The 16,194-nt window shown below is 64.5% G+C and carries 20 protein-coding genes; 8 read left to right on the forward strand and 12 right to left on the reverse strand.

Annotation, left to right across the window (positions count from 1 at the left end; translation table 11 throughout):
* The first annotated feature begins 43 nt into the window (after positions 1–43).
* Together C8258_RS14965 and C8258_RS14970 are read left to right on the forward strand one after the other, a co-directional pair.
* Positions 44–664 (forward strand): TetR/AcrR family transcriptional regulator, encoded by a 621-nt coding sequence (locus tag C8258_RS14965; RefSeq protein ID WP_106955708.1) that lies wholly within the window; start codon positions 44–46, stop codon positions 662–664.
* 148 nt (positions 665–812) lie between these two features.
* Complete coding sequence (locus tag C8258_RS14970) at positions 813–1,568, forward strand: histidine phosphatase family protein (protein WP_233225101.1); 756 nt, start codon at positions 813–815, stop codon at positions 1,566–1,568.
* Between the two features lie 24 nt (positions 1,569–1,592).
* Here the strand turns inward: C8258_RS14970 and C8258_RS14975 are convergent, their stop codons facing one another.
* Entirely contained in the window at positions 1,593–2,180 is a 588-nt protein-coding gene (locus C8258_RS14975) for a TetR/AcrR family transcriptional regulator (RefSeq protein ID WP_106955709.1), read from the reverse strand.
* A gap of 248 nt (positions 2,181–2,428) precedes the next feature.
* On the opposite strand from C8258_RS14975, the gene C8258_RS33200 reads away from it, so the two are divergent.
* The 4 genes from C8258_RS33200 to C8258_RS15000 all read left to right on the forward strand — a co-directional run bounded on the left by C8258_RS33200 (position 2,429) and on the right by C8258_RS15000 (position 6,531).
* Complete coding sequence (locus C8258_RS33200) at positions 2,429–3,196, forward strand: nitroreductase/quinone reductase family protein (protein ID WP_369974757.1); 768 nt, start codon at positions 2,429–2,431, stop codon at positions 3,194–3,196.
* 22 nt (positions 3,197–3,218) lie between these two features.
* Positions 3,219–3,620, forward strand: a complete 402-nt coding sequence (locus tag C8258_RS14990) for a hypothetical protein (protein ID WP_199195711.1) — start codon at positions 3,219–3,221, stop codon at positions 3,618–3,620.
* Positions 3,621–3,938: 318 nt separating this feature from the next.
* The gene (locus C8258_RS14995; protein WP_106955710.1) at positions 3,939–5,111 is read left to right on the forward strand and encodes an aminoglycoside phosphotransferase family protein; all 1,173 of its coding nucleotides are present in this window, start codon (positions 3,939–3,941) and stop codon (positions 5,109–5,111) included.
* A 148-nt stretch (positions 5,112–5,259) separates the two neighbouring features.
* Positions 5,260–6,531 carry a cytochrome P450 gene (locus C8258_RS15000; protein WP_106955830.1) on the forward strand — a complete coding sequence of 424 codons (1,272 nt, stop codon included), beginning with the start codon at positions 5,260–5,262 and terminating at the stop codon, positions 6,529–6,531.
* A 59-nt stretch (positions 6,532–6,590) separates the two neighbouring features.
* Here C8258_RS15000 and C8258_RS15005 read toward each other — a convergent pair whose 3' ends face one another.
* The 5 genes from C8258_RS15005 to C8258_RS15025 all read right to left on the reverse strand — a co-directional run bounded on the left by C8258_RS15005 (position 6,591) and on the right by C8258_RS15025 (position 9,696).
* Positions 6,591–6,914, reverse strand: a complete 324-nt coding sequence (locus C8258_RS15005) for a hypothetical protein (RefSeq protein WP_146161236.1) — start codon at positions 6,912–6,914, stop codon at positions 6,591–6,593.
* Between the two features lie 12 nt (positions 6,915–6,926).
* Positions 6,927–7,100, reverse strand: a complete 174-nt coding sequence (locus C8258_RS32620) for a hypothetical protein (RefSeq protein WP_158271259.1) — start codon at positions 7,098–7,100, stop codon at positions 6,927–6,929.
* Positions 7,101–7,322: 222 nt separating this feature from the next.
* Positions 7,323–8,576 carry an amidase domain-containing protein gene (locus C8258_RS15015; protein WP_106955712.1) on the reverse strand — a complete coding sequence of 418 codons (1,254 nt, stop codon included), beginning with the start codon at positions 8,574–8,576 and terminating at the stop codon, positions 7,323–7,325.
* A gap of 120 nt (positions 8,577–8,696) precedes the next feature.
* Positions 8,697–9,101 carry a hypothetical protein gene (locus C8258_RS15020; RefSeq protein WP_146161237.1) on the reverse strand — a complete coding sequence of 135 codons (405 nt, stop codon included), beginning with the start codon at positions 9,099–9,101 and terminating at the stop codon, positions 8,697–8,699.
* 361 nt (positions 9,102–9,462) lie between these two features.
* The gene (locus tag C8258_RS15025; RefSeq protein ID WP_146161238.1) at positions 9,463–9,696 is read right to left on the reverse strand and encodes a hypothetical protein; all 234 of its coding nucleotides are present in this window, start codon (positions 9,694–9,696) and stop codon (positions 9,463–9,465) included.
* 288 nt (positions 9,697–9,984) lie between these two features.
* Between C8258_RS15025 and C8258_RS15030 the strand changes: the two genes are divergently transcribed.
* Positions 9,985–10,872: a PHB depolymerase family esterase gene (locus C8258_RS15030; protein ID WP_146161239.1), complete on the forward strand. Its 888-nt coding sequence runs from the start codon at positions 9,985–9,987 to the stop codon at positions 10,870–10,872.
* A gap of 89 nt (positions 10,873–10,961) precedes the next feature.
* Here C8258_RS15030 and C8258_RS32280 read toward each other — a convergent pair whose 3' ends face one another.
* Both C8258_RS32280 and C8258_RS15035 read right to left on the reverse strand, forming a co-directional pair.
* Positions 10,962–11,516 carry a DUF6188 family protein gene (locus tag C8258_RS32280; RefSeq protein WP_146161240.1) on the reverse strand — a complete coding sequence of 185 codons (555 nt, stop codon included), beginning with the start codon at positions 11,514–11,516 and terminating at the stop codon, positions 10,962–10,964.
* Positions 11,513–11,947, reverse strand: coding sequence for a YbaB/EbfC family nucleoid-associated protein (locus tag C8258_RS15035; RefSeq protein ID WP_106955716.1), 435 nt, complete (start codon positions 11,945–11,947; stop codon positions 11,513–11,515). The genes C8258_RS32280 and C8258_RS15035 overlap by 4 nt, the downstream gene beginning before the upstream one ends.
* 149 nt (positions 11,948–12,096) lie before the next feature.
* Here C8258_RS15035 and C8258_RS32285 point away from each other — a divergent pair, with 149 nt between their 5' ends.
* Positions 12,097–12,288 (forward strand): hypothetical protein, encoded by a 192-nt coding sequence (locus C8258_RS32285; RefSeq protein WP_146161241.1) that lies wholly within the window; start codon positions 12,097–12,099, stop codon positions 12,286–12,288.
* Here C8258_RS32285 and C8258_RS15045 read toward each other — a convergent pair.
* From C8258_RS15045 to C8258_RS15060, 4 genes are all read right to left on the reverse strand, one after another.
* The gene (locus tag C8258_RS15045; RefSeq protein WP_106955718.1) at positions 12,261–13,679 is read right to left on the reverse strand and encodes a DUF4157 domain-containing protein; all 1,419 of its coding nucleotides are present in this window, start codon (positions 13,677–13,679) and stop codon (positions 12,261–12,263) included. The two genes, C8258_RS32285 and C8258_RS15045, sit on opposite strands and share 28 nt — an antisense overlap.
* Positions 13,676–13,972, reverse strand: coding sequence for a WXG100 family type VII secretion target (locus C8258_RS15050; protein ID WP_106955719.1), 297 nt, complete (start codon positions 13,970–13,972; stop codon positions 13,676–13,678). Before C8258_RS15050 ends, C8258_RS15045 begins: the two co-directional genes overlap by 4 nt.
* Positions 13,973–14,287 carry a WXG100 family type VII secretion target gene (locus tag C8258_RS15055; RefSeq protein ID WP_106955720.1) on the reverse strand — a complete coding sequence of 105 codons (315 nt, stop codon included), beginning with the start codon at positions 14,285–14,287 and terminating at the stop codon, positions 13,973–13,975.
* Between the two features lie 274 nt (positions 14,288–14,561).
* Entirely contained in the window at positions 14,562–16,193 is a 1,632-nt protein-coding gene (locus C8258_RS15060; RefSeq protein ID WP_106955721.1) for an exonuclease domain-containing protein, read from the reverse strand.
* Between the last annotated feature and the right edge of the window lies 1 nt (position 16,194).

A 16,194-nucleotide genomic window follows, 5' to 3' on the forward strand; every position in this document is an offset into this window, starting at 1 on the left:
ACGGTCACTTCATTGGAAGTGACCGTAGGGTAAGTTCGGGCACATGTCAACGGCCGCCGGACTCGGAACCAAGGGCATGCCCGCGCAGGACCGCCGCGAGAAGATCCTGATCGCCGCCATGCGGGAGTTCGCCGAACGCGGGTTCGCCGCCGCATCGATGGTGTCCATCGCCGGGCGCGCGGGCATCTCCAAGGCGCTGGTCTATCAGCACTTCACCTCGAAGGAACAGCTCTACGCGGAGTGCCTGACCGCCCTGGCCGACCCGCTACTGGAACGCCTCGACGACGAAATGAACCCCGCCACAGCACCTTTCGCGATGCCGGGTAACGCACTGCGCGGCCTCTTCGACACCCTCGGCCCCGACCGCACCGCCTGGCGGATCATCCACGACCCGACCGCCCCGGCGACCGGCGCGGTAGCGGATCTGGTGCACGGCTACCGCAACCGGATCGCCGCACACGCCGACTCGGGCGTGCGCCGGTTCCTCGACGCCCTGGGCGACACCGACGAACGCGATATCGAAGCGCTCGCCGGCATCTGGACCGCCGCGGTCGACGCGGTAATGGCCTGGGCGCGCGCACATCCCGAAGAATCCGCCGACGACCTGACCGCCCGCTTCACCCGCCTGATCGACATCGTCTTCTCGATCGGCGCGACACGCTGAATCACCCGGCTTCGGCCGGCGCGGCGGTGGAGCCTGCTCGGCAGTCCGGGATGGCTTCATCGGTCGGGCATGCTGGAACGAACCGGTGAACACAACCCGCCGAACACGCGCAACCTGTTCGCGCAGCGGGACCGAAAGGGAGGATCGGATGACGGCAATGGGTGGTCCCGACCCGTCGAGCGCATTCCCGTCCGTTCCCGCGGCCCCGATTCCGCCGCGGTATCGCATGCGCGACCTCTGGATCATCCGCCACGGCGAAAGCCGGGCCAATGCCGCGTTCAGCGCCGGCGCCGACGAGCCCTTCCCGGGAAGCGACTCCGACGTCGAGCTGACGCCCACGGGATACGAGCAAGCCGCTCGGCTCGGACGGTGGCTGGCCGGCCTGACGCCGGACCGGGCACCGCAACTGGTGGTGTGTTCGCCGTATGTGCGCGCCCAGCAGACGTGGGCGACGATGGCCCGCACCGCCGACGGCATCACCGACGGGGCGGGAGCTGTACCCGCCGTGACCGACGAACGCTGCCGTGATCGCGAGATGGGGATCTTCGAATTGCATACGCCGCAAGCGATTCGACGCCGAGCGCCGCAGGAGTACGAGCGCCGCGCCCGCCTCGGCGAATGGTTCTATCGCCCCCCGGGCGGGGAATCTCCGGCCGATGTCGCGCTGCGGATGCGCGATCTGCTCACCGAACTCGACCGGACCACCGCCGAGCGGATTCTGATCGTCGCCCACGACGCGGTCGTGGTCACCGCCGCGCAGGTCCTGGCCGGCGTGGGCGCGCCGCCTCCTGCCGATCTGCCGCCAGTGCCCAACGCCTCGATCACGCACTGGCACAACAGCGAAAGCCATCTGCGGCTCATCGCATGGGGCAGCGATGCGATGCCGGGGACGACTGTCGACTGAGCGACCGAATCCGCGAACGCGCGTTCAGGTGAACAGCTGGGCGCGCGCCGCGGTCAGCGTCACCCTCGCGGCGGCATCGGCGGTGCTGTCGTCCACCCGCTCCCCGGTGATCAGTACGCGGAAATAGATCGGCGCCACAAGTGTTTTGATCATCTCCGCCGGATCGGTGCCTTCGGGTAGCTCCCCGCGCGCGACCGCACGCGTCACGACCGGCAGCGTTTGCCGGATCCGATCGCGGAAGACGTGCCGGGCGGAGTTCGGAGGTGCGGGCAGGCCCGCCGCGGTGGACACCATCACCGCCAGAATGGCCCGGCCGGAGGCACTGGTGGTCCACGCGACGAGACTGCGCGCGAGCGCGCGGAGATCCTTGTCGACCGACCCGGTATCGGGGATGGGGATTTCCGTCGCGACACTCTCGGCCAGCGCCTCGGCGATCAAGCTGTCGCGATCGGGCCATCGCCGATAGACGGTGGTCTTGTGCACCCCGGTGCGCTGGGCGACGTTGTCGATCGTGAACGCGGCGTATCCCCGTTCGCTCAGCTCGTCGACGGTGGCGGCGAGCACGGCGGCGCGGACCTTCGGTCCACGTCCCAGAGGCGCGGACGAACTCATTGCAACTCCTAGTTGCGATATCGCGAACGGGCGGGCATCCTGACAATATCGCAACTCGATGTTGCGATATTCCGATGGGAGTCTCGATGCTGTCGAAGTCCGTCCGGGGAGCCGCACTCCTGTTCCCCGGTCTCCTGGCCGGAGCGTTCGGCTACGGCGCCGTCAACGTGCTGTACGCGTTTCGTGAAGTGCCCCTCGAGGTCCGGTTCACGTTTCACGTCGCGCTCATGCGAGTCAACGGTCCGGTCATGCAATCGCTGATGGCGCTGGCGGTGCTCGGCGCCCTGGCGCTCGCGGTGCAATCGCGGGGAGGGCGGCGCCGGGTCGCCGCGTTTGCCACGGTGCTGGTGGTTCTCTCGTTCCTGGTGACGCGATTCGGGAATGTGCCGATCAACCAGCAGATCAAGCGATGGGCGGTGGGCGCCCCGCCCGCGGATTACGCCGATATCCTGCGACGCTGGGAATTGTTTCATTTCACCCGAACCGGTTGCGCCGTAGTCGCATTCATTCTGGTGATCGTCGTGGTAGTGGGATCCGCCTCGACCGATGACAATATCCGGCGGAGGCGAGAAAATCCGCACCGGTCACCCTCCGCGCGACGCGATATCCGCAATCGCATCGTCGTATTCGCCCACCGGGTCGGCCTGCCATTCGGCCCCATTCACCTGCTCACCGTGGCGGGCCGTTCGACGGGAAATCCCCGAACCACTCCCGTCGCCCCGATACAGCTGGACGGCGTCCAGTACCTCGTGCAGGCATACCCCGGTGCCGAGTGGATCAAGAATGCCCGAGCCGCCGGCCGTGGCGTCCTCACGCGCGGCCGCAAGTCCCGGACTGTCGACCTGATCGAACTGCCCGAACGGCATCGCGGACCCGTGCTGCGCGCCTTTCCCGTGCAAAATCCCAGGGGCGCACAGGCGTTCGTCAGAAACGGCCTGGTCGATTCCGGCTCGCCGGACAGCTTCGCCGACGCGGCGAACCGCTGCGCCGTCTTTCGTGTCGACCCCGTCGCGTGACGCCGCATAACGAGGGGGAACGATGATCCGCACTCCGTTGACGCCGATCACCGGGCAAGCCGTCGGCATTCTTGCCGACGGCGCCGTCAAAATACTGCTCGCCGTCGTCTACATCGCCGCCGCCGAATCGCTGAGTCATCGACTCGGCGTCGCCACCTGGCTGCTGATCGCCTGCGCCGCAGCCCTGCTCATCGCGGGCGGCAGTGAACTCGCCTACCTGCGCAACCGCCCGATGAGCACGTATATGCGGCTCATGATCGGCTACGACAGCGGCTGGTCGATCGTGACCGTCGTCGCGCTGCTGCTGGCATGGCAGGGCAACCGGACGGCCGGCGAGCTCTGGATCGGCTATCAGACGATCGCGCCGCTCGCCTTCGCCGCGCTGCTGATCGTGGCCGACGGCCGTGACTTCGCGCGGGAATGAACCGGCGGGGATGGTTGACGGTGGCTTGCTGCGCCGACTCAACCGACGCGTGGGCGCCGGTGGTTTCCGCGATAGGGAAATACCTGCCGCACAGTCTGTTTCGAATGGTATGAGAGCGGTCTCGGCTACCCTCGGGATACCGGCGAGTAACTCCATCCCGCCTGTCCGCGGTTGCATCGAAGAATTGAGGCAATAGGTATTTTATTGTCTTGCAATGCTTTCGAGTGCTGTAAGGTACTGTGCTTCTGGCGCCGCGATCGGTGCGGGCGCCGGTTCGCTCGGATAATCGTTGTCTTACAGTGGAATCGAGATACGTGCGTGAATCACAAGCTCTGGTTGCTCGGTCGTTCTGCCACCGTCGGGACCCGGATGCTGGGTGAGAAGATTCGCGGGCCGAGATCGCGCTCCCTGACCGACGTACCGATCTCCGGAGACCACGTCACCCCCGAATGGCTGACCGCGGTGCTGTGCCGCGATGTTTCCGGCGCCGAGGTGACGGGCTTCGAGACCTCCAACGGCAGTAGCGGCACCTCGACGAGGGTCGCGATCCGGGTCGAATACAACGAGGCGGGGACCCGGGCGCAGCTGCCGACCCGGTTGTTCGCCAAGACCACCACCAGTTTCAGCCAGCGCATACTGCTGGGCGGCGGAAAGATGATCGACGGGGAAACCCGGTTCTTCCGCGACTTCCGGCCCGCCGTCGACATCGAGGCGCCGATCGGATACTGGGGCGCGTCCGATCCGGCGTCCTGGCGGTCGATCGCCCTGATGGAGGACATCGCCGCGACCCGCGGCGCGGTGTTCAGCGAGCCCACCGCCTCGATCACCCGCGAACAAGCCGAGGATCTGGTCCGCAACCTCGCCCGGCTGCACGGCACCTTCTGGGAATCCGAGGCGATCGACGCCCTCAACACCCCGGCGTACATGCTCGACGTATACCTCTCCGCGATCGATATGAAGAAGCGGTGCGAGGTGGGCCTTCGCCGCGCGGAGGAGGTCGTTCCGCCGGCCCTGCACGGCAGCAGCGAACGGCTGTGGGCCGGTGTCGAGCGGGCGGTGGCCATCGCGACCGAGGAGGTTCCGCCGACGCTGCTGCACGGCGATCCCCACATCGGGCAAACCTACGTCACCAGCGCCGGCCGCATGGGTTTCGTGGACTGGCAGGTCGTCATGCGAGGCGGATGGGCACACGATTTCGCCTACACCGTCAACTCCGGATGCGAGCCGGAAGACCGCCGAGTGTGGGACAGAGACCTGCTCGCGGCGTACCTGGACGAACTGGGGGAGGCGGGCGGTAAGCCGCCGGCCTTCGACGACGCCTGGTTGCTCTACCGCCAGCAGTCGATGTTCGCCTACGCCGCATGGGCTTTCACCATCGGACGCGCGAGTTACCAGCCCAAGATGCAGTCGAACGAAACTTGCTTGACCCTGTTGCGGCGCATCACCACCGCCATCGACGACAACGATTCCCTGGGCGCCCTCGGCGTCTGACGCACCAACGCTGTACCACGAATGATCATCGTGCTGCCGATGGTCGTCCCGGCCAGGGTCGTCCGGGTGCGACCAGCGCAGCCTTCGACGCGCGCGATATCCCCTCATGCAGTTCGAACGGCGCGCGATACGACAACTGGAGTGGTTGATGACTACGTCGCAGTTCCCGACCCGCCCGACGATGTGTCCCGTTGCCCACGGCTCGCCGACGAGTTCCGACGGCCCGCGCGTCCCGTTGTACACCCCGGATTTCTCCGACGACCCGCATCGGGTCTACCGCGAAATGCGCAGCAGATACGGCTCACTCGCACCCGTCGAACTGGCGCCGGGCGTGCCCGCGACCCTGGTGATCGGATATCGCACCGCGGTGCGCATTCTCAACGATCCCGAACACTTTCCCGCCGACCCGCGCGTGTGGCAGCAGACGGTGCCCTCGGACTGCCCGATCCTCCCGCTGCTGGAATGGCGCCCGATGGCGAGCAGAAGTTCCGGCGCCGATTTCCATCGGTACCGTGAGGCCATCACCGCCGGTATCGATGCCGTCGATCTGCACTCGCTGCGCGCGGCGGTCGAGAAGGCCACACTTCCCCTGATCAACAGCTTCTGCCAGGACGGCCAGGCGGAACTGATCACCCAGTACATCTACCCACTCGCATTCGAGCTCGTGAACGTCATGCTCGGATGCCCACCGGAAATCGGCGCGCAGGTCGCGGCCGGCACGGCCAAACTGCTCGAAGGCGTCGACGCCGAACAGGGCAACCGCATCCTCGGCGAGGCGCTGATGAGCCTGGTGCGCCTCAAACGAGCCACACCGAGCAACGACATCACGTCGGTCCTGCAACAACATCCGGCCGCCCTCGACGACTCCGAAGTCTCGCATCACGTGTCGCAGATCTACGGCACCGGAATCGAATTCGAGCTGAACCTGATCGCCAACACCCTGCTGCTGGTACTCACCGACGACCGTTTCGGCGGCAGTGTGCTCGGCGGAAATCTCTCCTCCCGCGACGCGGTGGACGAGGTGTTGTTCAACGACCCGCCCCTGGCGAACCTGCTGATCACCTACCCCCGCCAGCCGATGCTGATCGACGATGTCTGGCTTCCCGCCAATCAACCGGTCGTGATCAGCATGTCGGCCTGCAACAACGATCCCGTGATTCGCAGCGACGATATGACCGGCAACCGATCCCACCTGGCCTGGGGTATCGGCCCCCACGCGTGCCCCGCCCAGTCGATCGCGTACCTGATCGCCCAGGAAGCGATCGACCAACTCCTCGACGCCCTACCCGAAATCGAGCTCGCAATCGACGCCCCGAGCTGGCGCCCCGGCCCGTTCCACCGAGCGTTGACGGCCCTGCCGGTGACCTTCCCCCGCACCGAACCGCTGAATTTGAACAACAAACCGGCCATGCCGGGGTGAGACTCGCACAGTGACGCTCCTCGGCAGGCGTTTTCGGCCGAGGAGCGCACTACCCATTGTTATTCGGACATGGAGTCCACGGCCTTGCCGATTCGACCGAGGCTGGTCGCATACCGTTCGTCGACACTCGTTCGCGCGCTGACGATCTCGACGATCTTCTTTCCGATGCTCTCGAGTTCCGCCAGGCTCGACAGGATGTCCTGCTTTCGAGCGGAGGCGAAATCGACGAGCGCGGGCCCGGTCTGCCAGCCTTCGTTCGCCTGCCGCGCCGGTTCGATCTCGTCGAATTGTTGCTCGACCCGGGTGCGGGATTCGTTGCTGTCGGTGGAGATGTCCACCCCGGCCTGTTGCGCCGTCGCGGGGTCGATGCAGACGTCTGTCATGGTGAGGTCCTGTCAGAAGAACGCTTCGCACGGATGGTAGCGAGGCGAGATCGGTTCATCGGTATTCGGTTGCAGCAGTGCCGATCCCACGACCAATGCGTAACCGATGCTGATGATCACCGCCGAGGCCGCGACAACGATCCCGAGGACCTTCGCCGGCGTCGAGGAGAAACGCGTGGCGGACACGAGGAACACCACTGCTGCCGCGGCGGCGCAGATCAACAGAACTGTCGCGGCCCAGCTCGAAGCGGTGGCGGCCGTCGGAACGGGAATGGTTCGCGCACAATGCGATTCGAGAAGAGCGTCGGATCGCTCATCCAGCTTGTGATCGGCAACCGCAAGGAGGAGAACGGCAGCTGCGAAGCAGGCGAGGAACAGTGCGGCTGACACGATCGTGGGGCGTTTCAACTACCAGGTCTCCTTCGGCCGAATGATCCGGACGTTCTGTGTGCCGCCGTCCTGATTCGAGAATCCGATCCGGTCGGTCAGGCTGAAATCCTTCCCGTTGGTGGTGTGCTGGGAATAGAGGATGTCACCGTTGGGAAGTACCGCGGTCACGACCGCCGTGTGGTGCGCTTCGCCGGGCTTGTAGTCGCCGACGTTCTGCGTGTGCTCCCAATACACGAGATCACCGGGTTTCGCCCCGGCCGTCCCGACCTCCTGCGCCCCGTTGTTCAGGAAGAAATTCTTCTGCTTCTCCGCATTGAACCAGGTATCGCTGTGGCTCAGTCCCTGCAGGGAGCCAGGCCCCGGCGGATCGAAGTTGATTCCCGCCGCCCGGCTGCGGTTCCAGCCGTCCGAATCGGTGGTCAGGGTGCCTTTGTAGTCGAGACCGGCCGACGCGAGAGTGGTGGAAACGAAGTTCGCGCAGTTGTTCTGGAACTTGTCGATCGACGTATCGTTCGCGTGGTCGCGAGCGAACTGCACCGCCTTGACCGCGTTGTAGCCGTTGGAACCTTCGAGTTCCTTCTTCACGCTGTCGGGAATCCCGTTGAGATCGTGCAGTTCGACCGGCACCGCCAACATGAGTTGCTTGCGCCGATCGACGGCCAGCGAATCCCACCACGCCTTCACCACATCGGCGGGCTGGCCCTGCGGCAGGGTCTCGCGAATGGCGTCGAGCGCGTCGGCCACCGCCGCGGACTGCTGTTTCAGCGCATCGTCGAGCGAGCTGGTGTCGACGTTGATATTCAGTTTGCGCAGCGCGCCGGCGACTTCCTGGTCGGCGCGATCGGCCGCATCGATCGCATCCTTGATCAGCGCGTTGTACCGCCGGCAGTCGTCCGCCGCGGTCTCCGGATCGTGATGCCCGGCAGGGACGACGAGAACATCGCCCTCGAGGTCCAGGCCCGCGACCGTTCCCGCCGTGATCGCCGAACCGGCCTGTGCCTGCGCGATCCGAGCCGCATCCTCCAACGTGTCCAGCGCGGTGACGGCGCCCCGCAACAGGACACCGATCTCCTCCAGCTTCCCCGTGGCATCGGAGATCCGCCCGCGCACGAGCTCGCCCAGATAGTCGGTCCAGGATTCCTCGAGCCGACGCGAACCATTGGCATGGATTTCGGCGACGGCCTCCTCGCAATCCTTGGCCGCCGCCAGCAGATCGTCGGCTGCGGCTTGCCAGCTGCCCGGATTCGCGTACCGAAGTTGATGTAGATCCACGACCGTCCCCCCGTACCTTCGATGGTGGTCTGAGGGTAGTCAAAACGCCAAAAACGGGCAAATGGAACAGATTTGGTGGCGCGGCGATCTCGGTTTTGCGCGGCGCGCGCCCGCCAAGGGCTACTTGCGGTGGCGACCGGTATACCCGTCGGTCGACGGAGAATCATGAGCCTCGTCCCGGTTGCCGTCGCCGCTCTCGACACCGGATCGATCACCAGGACCTTTGCCGATCCGGCGCGGTTTGGCGATGCGCCGGATTCCAGCGGCCGGGGCGCGTTCACCGGCTCGCTTCCGCCGCAATTCGTCGAGGTCGACGACGCTTGCGTCCTGGTCGGCAGGGCCCGCATGAACCGATGCGGGACCTGCATCGGCCACCGCGGGGCCGGTATCGGCCACCGCGGGACCATGCCACGCAGTACTCGAATCCACCGGCCACGACCCGGTCTCCCGCTGCAATTCCGACCGCATGACGGGCCTGGTCGGCGGCGGATCGTTGACGCGGGCGCCCTCTGAACGCCACGTCATACGGGGAGGCTTGGCGTCGTCCGCCACCCGCCGGGGACGCCGCGGTAGCTGGACAACCTTCGGCGCGCCCGCCCCGGTTGCCTTCGGCGCGGATCGCGATTCCGGTACTTCCTGGTCAGACATCGAACTACCGGGCGACGAACGCCGCTGTCCCGGTCGCGGCGCCGATCGGGTCGCCGAGTCGATGTCCACTGCTGTGGCTGTTGGTGGTGCTCACATCCCTATTGTCGCAGAGCGCCGCGGGTGGGAGCGAGGTCGGTGCGGCCTGGCGTGTGTCCCGGTGGTCGAGGTTCCGACGGAGGTATCGCAGACACCGGCTGCGCGAGGTTGGCTTCACGGGGCGATGGACGGAGAGTCTGAGTTATCCGACGCAGTACGCAGGGGGAGCGGGGCTCCAGCTGCCGACGCAGCCCGCGCCGATGTACGCGAGCAGATCGATCACGGTCGAACCGGTGTGCAGGACGACAGGCGCGTTCGCGGCTATCCGGTCAGTGTTGCTGTACTCCAACGGGATTCCGGTCCCAGCGGCGGCGATGCCGGCCGGGGCGATGCCGAGGGCGGCGACTGTGACGGCGAGGACGGCAAGCCGTTCCATGGTGTTCCTCTCGAACAACTGCATCAGGTTTCAGCGTTCGAGCCAGCATAGTGTGAAGTGGTGATGTTTCGGAGTGGATCGGCAGGCTTCGCACCGCGGTCTCGGAGTCGGCTGACCGGTTGGTTGCTACCTGGATGTTCACCGCTCCGGACATCCGCGCGGAATCTGACACAGCGAGGGCGAGGCTGAGGAGTTGTCACAAATGCTGTCGAACCTCGGCGAACCAACCCGCTCGGCGATAGATTCGAATGGAAGTAATTCAATGTCCTTGTGGGGCGGGAGGATTCGATGCATCGCATTCGTATGTCCGGACCGGTATGCCGGGCTGTCACAGTCATGTCTGCCATACTCGCGCTGGCGATGCCGAGCGCGGTCGCCGCGGCCGAGCCGGCGCCAGGGGAGTCGGACCCCTCACCCGGGGCCTGCTCGCTGGCTGCCGCCTCGGTGACTCGCACCATCAACGGTCAGCCCTACCTACTCCGCGTGCCCAGCGGCCTGACCGGTGCCGCGCCGCTGCTGGTCGCACTGCACGGTGGCGGAAGCAACCCCGGCAGGCACGAAACCCAGTCGGGCTGGACACCTTTCGCCGCACAGCAGAAATTCATCGTCGCCTATCCCCAAGGCGGCAAAAACGACGTCACCGACCCCAACCGCCCCGGCGACCGCAGCTGGTACTTCGAAAACGGCAACAGACACGACGTCGACTTCCTGCTCCAGGTCATTGCCGACATCGAAAGCCACTGGTGCGTCGATACCAAGAGGGTCTACATGTCCGGCCACTCCAACGGCGGGCAAATGACCTCCCGCATGGCCTGCGCCGCATCAGCCCAGCTGGGCGCGGTGGCGATGTACGCCGGCGGCTCACACGGCGGATGCGAAGACGGCGTCCCGATCCGCAAACTGTCCTTCGGCTTCTTCACCGCCGACAACGACTTCACCCAGGCCCCGGTCTATGCGGCGCACCTACAGTGGCGCGGCACCATCGGCTGCAGTAACGACGCCGCCACCGAAACCGGCCCCGAAGTGGCGGAAGGGTACCGGTATTCCTGCGAGCAGGGCGCCAACGTCGTATGGCGCAAATACAAAGCAGGCAGCCATGATTGGCCGAGCGGCGACCGAGGCGCCGATGTGCGGAATCGGATGTGGCAGCTTTTCCAGAACCATCCGATTTCGTGACAGCTGGGTTCCTGTGGACGGTTTATGCTGCGCTGCAACGGAATCGAGGCAAGCGGCCGCTCATGGTATCCAGCACGGCCTCCTGATCGTCAGTCGTTGATGTCGTCCGATCCGGGGCTGTCATTCAGGTGATCCGGCCGTCCTGGCCAATGAGGCGGAGTGACAGGTTGTCCTGTCCATGCATCCAGCGGCTGGATTTCGAAGATGGAATGGTCGGTGATCCCCGCGGTGTTCCAGACCGTTCGATCTCCGAAATGAACCTCAGGAGAGAAAACTCGTCGGTCGGCGTCGACAAACAGTATCCACCCATTCTTGAACCCCAAACGAACCGCTCCGGTCTTGAAAAACACAGCCGAAACAATCCTTGAACCCAGGAATTCCTCAACCTCAGCCCGGTTCCAATGGTCGATACGATGTCCGTCGGGGGAGTCCTTGGCGAGGGATCTAACGGACAGTTCGGCGTCGTACCCGACGAAAATGCGGAAGTGATTGTCGTCCAAGACGAGTTCGAGGTGGTCCGATTTCCACTCTATCCTGGTGATGGTTCTCCCACGCAAAGGCTTGAACAGCCAGCGATCCTCGTGCTCAACGATGGCCCGAGATCCCTCATCGGCTCGAATCAATCCTCCAGAGGCGAGCTTCACGCCGTCCAGCCGCGGCGGTTCATACGCTCAAAATAGGCATCATCGGCTGCCTGGATGTCGTCCTCGGTCATTGGCTGATGGCGCGGCGGTTCCGGTGGTGCTGACTGCTCGCCAGTCAGGATCTCGAACTGCCGACGCATGCGAGGATCGCCGTGCTGAATGAGCCGTTGGACCTTTGTAGCTGCATCAGCTCGGGCCTTTCGATGAGCAGTACGTATCGAGTGAGCGAGCTGCTCACTGGTCCAGCGCAGCGCGCCGGGCGCAATGCGCAGATCGGTGATGTCGCCGTTCGCGTCGACTTCTATTGCGACACCTTGCAGTTGACAGAGGCCCCGGATCGCAGCGACTGAATCGGATAACTGCTGGCTGTTGCGTCTGACCTCATCGAGGTCGCGTTGTAGTTGTCGTTCCCATTCTTGCAGGTCTGCCATCGGGCGGGCTCTCCTCTTCACCGAGTGGATCCGGATTCGGGTGGTACTGAACGATTCGCCGGCTACACTGTGCGCACTACGTCCCCCGGTTCTGCTCGCTCGGATATCTCTCGGGAGAACACGAACGAGTATTGCCCGGAAGGGGAGCGGTGAATTTCGATACCTTCCAGAACGCCGCGGACGGTTGCCCCGTCGCTCTTGAGCAGTTCGACCTGGTCGCCGACGGAGAATATGTCGTCGGTTCGGCCGACAATAATCGGGTTGGGGCGAAAGCTGACCCGAAATATGTCATCGATCCGGAATTCGCTCACTCTCAGTGTCCTGCCTTTCCGGACAAGTAGTCGTTCCAGAATCTCTCGTCTGCGGCGTACGCCTCATCCTCAAGTTCATTCGTCACGAGGTTGTTGGTTACCTTCCCCTGCGCATATTGGTCGATGTGGACTCGCTCGTGCACAAGATTCCGCATCAAACTCTCCTCATCGGCGAAAGCCGACGGTGCGAGAGCGATGTGGTCGCCTGACGTGCTCGCACTGGCGCCCACACTGTCGTAGTAGCGAATGTCGTCGGCGGAGTTCGCGATGTCGAACCGCACGCCCGTCAAGTCGACCCCTGCGCGACGTGCGTATTCCTCGACGGTCTCTCTGGTCATCGGCAAGTGGTTTCCGCTGTCCAACACCTCACGATTGGTTCTACTCCCCATCCGCGAGAACAGGCGGCCATCGGACAATACGGCGCCCCCGCGATCGAGCGGCGTCAGCTTGACCTTTGCTGCATCCACCCAATTTCGCACTTTTTCGAAGATTGGCTTCATCTTGCCGACAAGCGGTTTGATGGCGTCAGTTACGATCTTCGCGACCTTGGTGGAAAGCTCGCCGATGATGGTTGCAATGCGGCGCCCTTTCATAGCGATACGCCCGGCCATGGCGGTGTTTCCGACCCACTCGGACAGACTCCCCGTCACAGGGGCGAGGATGGCGAATACCCCCTCGGCTACCGCGGTCTCGACGACGAACTCCTTCAGTTCGTCCAGGATTTTGTGATGCGCTTCGTCCAGATGATGGGCGTAGTCGCCACAGGCAGTGCCGAGCGCATCGCACACATCTGCCAGCGCATTGAAGTCGTTCTGCCGTTCCTGCGACGTCTGAACAGCGATGTCGATCTCGGGAGACTGTTGATTGGCCAGAAGAGTCTTGGCCTGCGGCACCTGTCCGGCGATGGTGCGGTAGTCGGCGGCGGCGGTCTGCCACGCGGTCTTTGCGGCATTCAGCTGATCTTGGTGTCCGTTCGGCCACGCGAAGCCGACCACATCCTTGATGATCGACCATCCAAATGGTTCGGGAATACCGTCACCGGCCGCGTTGGGTGCGGTCGAGGGCATACAGGGGTCCGGAAGCAGCTGGGGTGGAGGCGGAACCGGCAGATTGCGCTGATGCGCGGTGATCTCCGCAACCTCATGATTGTGCGCTCCGACGACGAGAAGGTCACGAATCTGGCCACACGACGTGGTCAGCTTCGAGGACGCGGAAACCGCCAGCTGTGCCGACTCGTGGTAGGAGTCGGCCCACTGCTGACCGATGCTGTCGCTGCCGGCCATGCCGATGTACGAGTTGAGTACATTGATCAGCGACGAATGGGTCGTCACCGAGTCGGTTGACATCTGTCCGAATACTTCTCCGGCAGAATGATATTCGTCTGCTCGGTGGACGATCACCGGGACGGTCGGCGTCGTCATTGTGGCCACATCCCGTGGTTTGTCTCTCCTGCGTTGTGGTAGGCCGACCGCGCATGGTCTAGCGCCTTCCGCAATTCACCCAGGGCGGTGTGCATTTCTGTTGCGCCCGTATCCCATTCAGCGCTGGCCTGTTGGTGCGTCTGTGCTGCCTGGCCGGTCCAGTCGATATGGAGATTCGTGACCTGTTTCCGTATGTCACTCAGGCGATCCTCGAGCCGCTTCTCGAAGTCGATCGCCTTATCGATCAGGTTCTGCATGCCGACGAGATCGACGCGATAGTTGCCGGGTTGCATCTACCCATTCCCCGGGAACGTCGTGCCGATCGAGCCGGCGGAACCTTGGTCGGTGTTGTGTATGAGGCCTGCTGCCTGGTGTAGCGCGGCGGCGTCGTGTTCGAGGCCGGCGATGATCTGCCGTGCGCCTTCTTCCCACTCATCCCAGGCATTACCGTGAGACCCGGACGCGGCGCCCTGCCATTCGCCTCCGACGAAGGTCCTCACTTCCTTCATCAGCGAACCCAACTCGTCGCGGAAGTCCTGAGCCGACTTGTCGAGCCAGTCAGCGGCCGCATGCACTTGCTCCGGGTTCACTCCCACCGAATTGCCCACGTCGCCTCCCCTTTGTTGCCATCAGACGTGCCGTCTGCACTATACGTGCCTAGCGTTGTCTTCTCCTGCGGAGTTTCCCGCGACGGCAAACCCAGCCGTTGTTGGTCGCGCGGTAGAGTATCGCGGCGGTGTGCTGGTCGAATTGAGTTGTGCAACAGGCCGGTTCGCCCCGGCGACCCTAGGGTGGACGACAGGGCTGCCTCCACCTGAACGCGAGGCTATGTCCTATGCGGCGAGAGGTGGGCTCGCACTATTCACAACGCCAGAATCGAATTCAGGGGACTGGCTGGATGGAGGCCGGATCGAGCGCGAGGTCCGAATGGTCCCCTACGATCCTCTTCGCCCTGGATTTGGGGCGCGATGTGCCGAGGCACGAACGGCAGAGTTTGCTTCGTCTGCTCGCGGTCCACGTCGACCCGCACTTGTCGCAGACGCATGCGAGGCCCGCCAAGCGCAACCGTGTCCCGTTCGCTTGTCGGCCCGAGCGCAATGCGGCAACGAAGTCTTCTGCCGAGACAATCGGCTTCCCGTGCTTGTGCGCCGTCTTCGCTTTGCCGGACATCGTCGCCGGATCTGCGGCGACGAGCACGTCGACCGCCTTGGTCATGGAGGGCGCGGGTGTCAGACCGTATTCCAACGCGAGTTCCTCCAGTTCCTCGCGTGGACGCCCGTCATCGCCGGTGAAGCACACAATGGTTCCCGCGCCCAGATCCACGACGACGGACTCTGCGCGGTGCTGGTGCGTTCGCGCGGTGACCACCTCGGCGGGAAGGTCCAGTAGCGCCGCGACCCGCAGAAGTCGGTCGATTTCGTCGTCGGTCACGACCGAGTCTTCGAGTGCGGCCTCTATTGCGGCGTTGAGGAAGTGGGTGTGCGCGACGTGCACAGCGGCATCGTCGAGCCCCAGGTCCCATGCGAGGCGTTGAAGTTCTGTCCGCTCCTCCGTGGTGAGCTGCAGATCGGCTAGAGCTTGGTCCAGCAGAATCTCGTAGGGCGCAACGTCCGCGGCGGTGTGCAGGCCCTGGCTGATGTCGGCGAGGAAGGGGAGCGGCTGGGCGATCGATTCGCCGTCGCGGGCACACACCCTGGCACTGTGTGCCTTTCGATACCGGGTGGCAGCGGTGGGGGTCCCTGGCTCCGGGAAATGACTTGCGATGGCCTGCAGCAGGCCCGCGGTGGCGCGCGCGTCCCCCAGCGCTCGGTGTTGGTTCTCGTGCTGGACACCGTGTTCGAAGCAAGCGGCTGCCAGCTTGCAGCGGGTCACCGCCAACGTGTCCAGACCCGAGCCCCACTGGACGTCGATGCCTGACCGCTCCAGTTCGAAACCCACCATTCGTGTGTCGAAGGGCCGGTTGTGGGCGACGACGATTGCACCGTCGATGAGCTCCGCCACCGCGTGCGCGATCTCCCCAAATGTAGGTGCGCTGGCGACCTCGGCCGCCGTAAGACCATGGATCCACGTGGGACCGACATCGCGCATCGGATTGACGACAGTATCGAACGTGTTCGTGACTGTCCCTGAATGATCGAGGGTGAGCACGGTGATCTCCACGACCCGGTCCGAGTGTCGGAGACCGGTTGTCTCCACATCCATCACCGCGAAACGTGAAGCGGTGCCGAGAAGCGAAGCCAGCTGCGGCGCAATGCCGCCCGCCGGTTGAATGGTTGTTGATGCGCCGGCTCCGGTGTCCAGTGGCACCGGCGGGTGGTGAACCGCCGGCTGTAGTGCGTCGGCCCACAGGTGCCCGTCGAACCAGCGATAGTGCGCTTCCTGCCATGGGTCGGGATACCAGCCCGGGGCGTTGGAAACGGCGTCGGTCCAGCGGAACCCATCGAACCACCGCAGCGGCGCATGACGTGAGGGGTCTGCATACCAGCCGGGTCGTGCCGCAAAGCCGTTGCTCATC

This window comes from Nocardia sp. MDA0666, assembly GCF_003023875.1.
Taxonomy (GTDB): Bacteria; Actinomycetota; Actinomycetes; order Mycobacteriales; family Mycobacteriaceae; genus Nocardia; species Nocardia aobensis.

What these genes read in the sequence shown, in the direction of transcription:
- C8258_RS33200 (WP_369974757.1), top strand. Translation starts at nt 2,429, where the DNA reads ATGCAATCGCTGATGGCGCTGGCGGTGCTCGGCGCCCTGGCGCTCGCG.
- C8258_RS14965 (WP_106955708.1), top strand. Translation starts at nt 44, where the DNA reads ATGTCAACGGCCGCCGGACTCGGAACCAAGGGCATGCCCGCGCAGGAC.
- C8258_RS14990 (WP_199195711.1), top strand. Translation starts at nt 3,219, where the DNA reads ATGATCCGCACTCCGTTGACGCCGATCACCGGGCAAGCCGTCGGCATT.
- C8258_RS15005 (WP_146161236.1), bottom strand. Translation starts at nt 6,914, where the DNA reads ATGACAGACGTCTGCATCGACCCCGCGACGGCGCAACAGGCCGGGGTG.
- C8258_RS15030 (WP_146161239.1), top strand. Translation starts at nt 9,985, where the DNA reads ATGCATCGCATTCGTATGTCCGGACCGGTATGCCGGGCTGTCACAGTC.
- C8258_RS15050 (WP_106955719.1), bottom strand. Translation starts at nt 13,972, where the DNA reads ATGCAACCCGGCAACTATCGCGTCGATCTCGTCGGCATGCAGAACCTG.
- C8258_RS15035 (WP_106955716.1), bottom strand. Translation starts at nt 11,947, where the DNA reads ATGGCAGACCTGCAAGAATGGGAACGACAACTACAACGCGACCTCGAT.
- C8258_RS15060 (WP_106955721.1), bottom strand. Translation starts at nt 16,193, where the DNA reads ATGAGCAACGGCTTTGCGGCACGACCCGGCTGGTATGCAGACCCCTCA.
- C8258_RS15000 (WP_106955830.1), top strand. Translation starts at nt 5,260, where the DNA reads ATGACTACGTCGCAGTTCCCGACCCGCCCGACGATGTGTCCCGTTGCC.
- C8258_RS15020 (WP_146161237.1), bottom strand. Translation starts at nt 9,101, where the DNA reads ATGACGTGGCGTTCAGAGGGCGCCCGCGTCAACGATCCGCCGCCGACC.
- C8258_RS15045 (WP_106955718.1), bottom strand. Translation starts at nt 13,679, where the DNA reads ATGACGACGCCGACCGTCCCGGTGATCGTCCACCGAGCAGACGAATAT.
- C8258_RS15025 (WP_146161238.1), bottom strand. Translation starts at nt 9,696, where the DNA reads ATGGAACGGCTTGCCGTCCTCGCCGTCACAGTCGCCGCCCTCGGCATC.
- C8258_RS14970 (WP_233225101.1), top strand. Translation starts at nt 813, where the DNA reads ATGACGGCAATGGGTGGTCCCGACCCGTCGAGCGCATTCCCGTCCGTT.
- C8258_RS14975 (WP_106955709.1), bottom strand. Translation starts at nt 2,180, where the DNA reads ATGAGTTCGTCCGCGCCTCTGGGACGTGGACCGAAGGTCCGCGCCGCC.